The sequence below is a fragment of the Frankia sp. CcCS3 genome (genome assembly GCF_977927575.1).
In genome coordinates this window covers 1-4,167 of sequence record NZ_CDWRCL010000291.1, presented here as the reverse complement: position 1 = coordinate 4,167, position 4,167 = coordinate 1, and the positions used below count along the sequence as shown (strand labels likewise).

Here is a 4,167-nt window from a genome sequence, read left to right as displayed (position 1 = left end):
CCTAGCAGCAGACGGGCGGGCCGGGCCTGAATTCAGACCAGACCAGACTCTTCTTTGTTTGAGCTGCTCCCACGCACGCACGTGCGGAAGACAAGCCTAGCCGGATGGCGCCCCCGGTGACGTCGGCGAAGCGGGCCAGCAGCATCGCGAGCGTCGACTTCCCGGCTCCGGACGGCCCGACCAGCGCCGTCACCGTGCCTGGCCGTAGCGTCGCTCTCACCCCCCGCAGGACTTCGTGACCGTCCGGGTAGCTGAAATGGACGTCGTCGATCTCGACCGTCAGCGGGGTGCCCACCGGCCGGGCGCGGCCGGGCTCGAGGACGGGCTGCCGGGGCTCGCGCAGCAGGTCGCCGATGCGGGCCGCCGCGTCCCGGGATCGCTCGCGCAGGTCCTGGGCCAGGTAGATCGGCGTGATCTGCTCGAACAGCCCGACCCCGAGCAGGGTGAAGGCCACCAGGTCCACCGGGTCACTCCACCCGGCCGCGACCAGTCCGGTGCCGACGGCGGTGACCGCGAACACGATGGTCGCCGGGGCCACCGTCGCCCGGGCGACCCCGCGGGGCCGGAGGAAGATGCGCTGGGCCTGCTCGTCGGCGTCGGCGTACTTGGCCGCGGCGGCGGCGAACCGGGGAGCGCCCCGGCCGCCGGCGAACGCCTTGACGACGCTGATGCCCCGAACCGTCTCGAGCACGGCCGCGGTCAGCTCGTTGTTGGCCGCACCGATCCGGCTGACCTGGTCGGTCGCGCGGACCGCGAGCCGCAGGCGGATCGCCTGGGCCGCGCTGACGAGCGCCACCGTGACGAGCGCCAACGGCCAGTCGACCCAGAGCAGGTAGCCGACCACCACCGCCGGGCCGGCCACGGCCGAAGCCAGGTCCCCGCGGGCGTGGGCGACTGCGTGGTGCAGCGTCGCCACGTCGTCCTGCACCGTCGAGCGCACCCGGGCCGAGACCCCGCCGGCGAACCAGCTCAGCGGTAACGCGCTCACCTGCTCGGTCAGGCGGCGGCGCAGCAGGTAGGCGAGGTCCGCGTCGGCCAGGTGGCTGAGCAGGCTCGCCGCGGCGTACAGCGCGAAGCGCGCCACGAGCAGGCCGGCCGCGAGCCACGCCAGCGGCCATACCGGCTGCCCCGCTCCGCTCAGCAGTCGGCGCGCGATCTCCACCAGCACCACCGCTGGGGTGATCGCCAGCACCGTGGCCAGAGCTTGCAGCCCGGCCGCCAGCGTGATCCGACCTCGGACGGGACGCCGCAGCTCGGCCAAGTCGAGCGCGGCGGTGCCGGCCGCCATCACCGCCAGGCCGGGCGGGGGACCGACAGCGCCCCGAGACCGCTGTCCCAGGCGGATCGGGGAGTGACGTGGCCCGCCTCGAGCGGGGTGCCGCCGCCCTCGCCCGCGGGGGTTGCGGCGCGGCCGCGCCGCTCGGCCATCGAGCGCACGAGCTCGCCGGCCCGCACGGCGACGTTGGAGAGCAGGGTCGAGGAGATGCCGTGGGAGTGTTCGGTCGCGCCGAGCACGTACAGGTCGACGTGGACGCCGGGCGCCGTCGCCAGCCGGTAGTCGCGGTCGAGCGCCACGTGGCCGGCCGGGTCGGTCTGGCAGTGCCGGGCCATCGTGCCGAGGAGCTGGCGTGGATCTCGCGAGCGGTACCCGGTGGCGAAGACAATGACGTCCGCCTCTATTTTTTCCCGCGTGCCGGTCGGCATGAACTCGACGTCGGCGGCGACGCCGTCGGTGAGCTGACGCAGCTCGACGAGGCGGGACGCGCGCATGATGCGCAACCGTTCCCGGCCTTGCATCTTCTCCTGGTAGACACGGCGGTAGAGCTCGTCGATGAGGTCGATATCGACCACCGAGTAGTTCGTGCTCCGATGATAGGTATTGAGCATGTCCTTCACCGGCGGCGGCGCGGCGTAGAAATCGTCCACGGCGGACGGGTCGAAAATCTGGTTCGCGAACGAGCTGTTGTCCGCCGGGCTGTAACCGTACCGCGAGAAGACGGCCACGACTTCAGCCCGCGGATACTTCGTGTGCAGGAATTCGGTCACCTCGGCCGCGCTCTGCCCGGCCCCGACCACGACGAACCGGTCGCGCACCGGCGATGGCAGGTTCGCGACCCGGCTGAGCAGGTCGTGGTTGTGCCAGACCCGTTCGGACAGCTCGATGCCGGCTGGCGCCGTCGGCTCGAGCCCGACGGCGATGACGACGCCGCGAGCCCGGCGGACGACCGTCTCCCCGGTCGTCCCCTGCACCCCGACGACGTCCACCATCCGGACCTCGCCGTCGACGGTGACCGGCCGGATGTCGACCACCCGCGTGTCGTACTCGACCAGGTCATCCAATCGGCGGGCGGCCCATTCCAGGTAGTCGTGGAAATCTTGGCGCAGCGGGAACATGGTCTTGTAGTTGATGAAGTCAACCAGGCGGTCCCGCTCATGCAGGAACGACAGATAACTGAAATCGCTGGCCGGATTCCGCAGGGTTACCAGGTCCTTGAGGTAGGATACCTGCATCGTGGCCCCGTCGAGGAGCATTCCCCGATGCCAGCCGAATCGGGGCTGGCGCTCCAGGAAAGACACCCTCAGCGCCGCCGCCGGGGAAACGCGCGCGTTGTGCTCCGTCACGGCGATCGCCAACGCCAGGTTCGAAGGGCCGAAACCGATTCCGACGATGTCCCGAATGCCGATGTCCGTGGACGCCGGACCTCTCACCACACCCGATCCTCCGGTCCCTGGGCGCGCCGCCCTTTCCCGTCGGTAACGAGAAGCGTACGCTAATCCGATAAAGTAAGGCTTACCTATCTTCTGGGGTGACCTCCCTGGGTGTCAAGCACGCTCCGGCGGCGCCATCGGCCGGGCCCGCGGCCGCCCCTGACTAGACCCCGGCTGGCTGGACCCCGGCCCGCGCTACCGGCGCCGGGCGGCCGCTGGACGTGACCGTGAAGTCAGGTTAGGCTCTCCATAGATAAGTTAACCTATCTTTACAAATTTCGCCAGATTGTGAGGCGGGCGGTGCGAGCTGTCGCGGAGGCTGAGGCGACGGTGCCGCGCCCGCCCGATCCGGCGGCAGCGGCCCCGCCCGGCCGGCGGCAACGGCGGCAAGGGGGTGCGCTCGGATCACGGAGAGTGCGTGTCTGCGGCCTGGTAGTGACGTCGCTCGCTCTGGTCGGGATGTGCGTCCTCAGCGTCTGGGTCGGCGCCAACCACCTGCCGTTCACCGTCGTGTGGCGGGTCCTGTGGCACGACGACGGCTCGTCCGCCGCGCTGGTCGTGCACAACCTGCGGATACCGCGCACGCTGCTCGGCCTGGTGGTCGGCGCCGCGCTCGGCGTGGCCGGGGCCCTCAGCCAGGCGTTGACCCGCAACGATCTGGTCGAACCGGGGATGCTCGGGGTCAACATCGGCGCGTCGGCCGCCGTCGTCGTCGGCATCTCGGTCTTCGGCGTCACGAGCCCGAGCGGCTACGTGTGGTTCGCGCTCGCCGGCGCCGCCCTGACCGCGGTCGCCGTGTTCATGATCGGCGCGACCGGCCGCGCAGCGACGACGCCGGCGACCCTGGTGGTGGCGGGCGCGGCCGCCACGGCCGTCCTCGGCGCGTTCGTCAACGCCGTGCTGCTGATCGACACCAAGACGTTCGACCAGTTCCGGCACTGGGACGTCGGCTCGCTGGCCGCGCCGGGATCGACCGGGCTGCAGGCGACGGCGCCGTTCATGGCGGCGGGACTCCTGCTCGCCCTCCCCCTTACCCGCCCGTTGAACGCGCTCGCGCTGGGTGACGAGGCCGCCCGCGGCCTGGGTGTCCGCCTTCACCGGGCCCGGATGCTGGGCGTGCTCGCGGTCGTCCTGCTCTGCGGCGGGGCGACCGCCGCCGCCGGGCCGATCAGCTTCGTCGGCCTGGCCGTGCCGCACGCCGCCCGCGTGATCGCCGGACCGGACAACCGCTGGGTCCTGCCCTACTCCGCCATGCTGGCCCCGATCCTGCTGGTCGGATCGGACCTGGTCGGACGGGTGATCATCGCTCCAGGTGAGCTGCAGGTGGGGATCATCACGGCCTTTGCCGGAGCTCCGGTGTTCATCGCGTTGTGCCGCCGCGCGCGGCTGGGCCGGGCGTGACCGGCATCGCGCCGGCCGGCCCGGTCGACCGTCCCGCCGCCGGCGCCCTCCCGCCGC

Annotated in this window: 2 protein-coding genes and 1 pseudogene; 1 reads left to right on the top strand and 2 read right to left on the bottom strand. The window is 71.7% G+C overall.

Annotation, left to right across the window (positions count from 1 at the left end):
• Positions 1 to 94: 94 nt before the first annotated feature.
• Both AC08OQ_RS18070 and AC08OQ_RS18065 read right to left on the bottom strand, forming a co-directional pair.
• Positions 95 to 1,288: pseudogene (locus AC08OQ_RS18070) on the bottom strand (ABC transporter transmembrane domain-containing protein); the annotation flags it as partial.
• Positions 1,288 to 2,712 (bottom strand): lysine N(6)-hydroxylase/L-ornithine N(5)-oxygenase family protein, encoded by a 1,425-nt coding sequence (locus AC08OQ_RS18065; protein ID WP_476602196.1) that lies wholly within the window; start codon positions 2,710 to 2,712, stop codon positions 1,288 to 1,290. The gene AC08OQ_RS18065 and the pseudogene AC08OQ_RS18070, both read right to left, overlap by 1 nt.
• Before the next feature lie 411 nt (positions 2,713 to 3,123).
• On the opposite strand from AC08OQ_RS18065, the gene AC08OQ_RS18060 reads away from it, so the two are divergent.
• Entirely contained in the window at positions 3,124 to 4,110 is a 987-nt protein-coding gene (locus tag AC08OQ_RS18060; RefSeq protein ID WP_476612233.1) for a FecCD family ABC transporter permease, read from the top strand.
• Positions 4,111 to 4,167 lie beyond the last annotated feature (57 nt).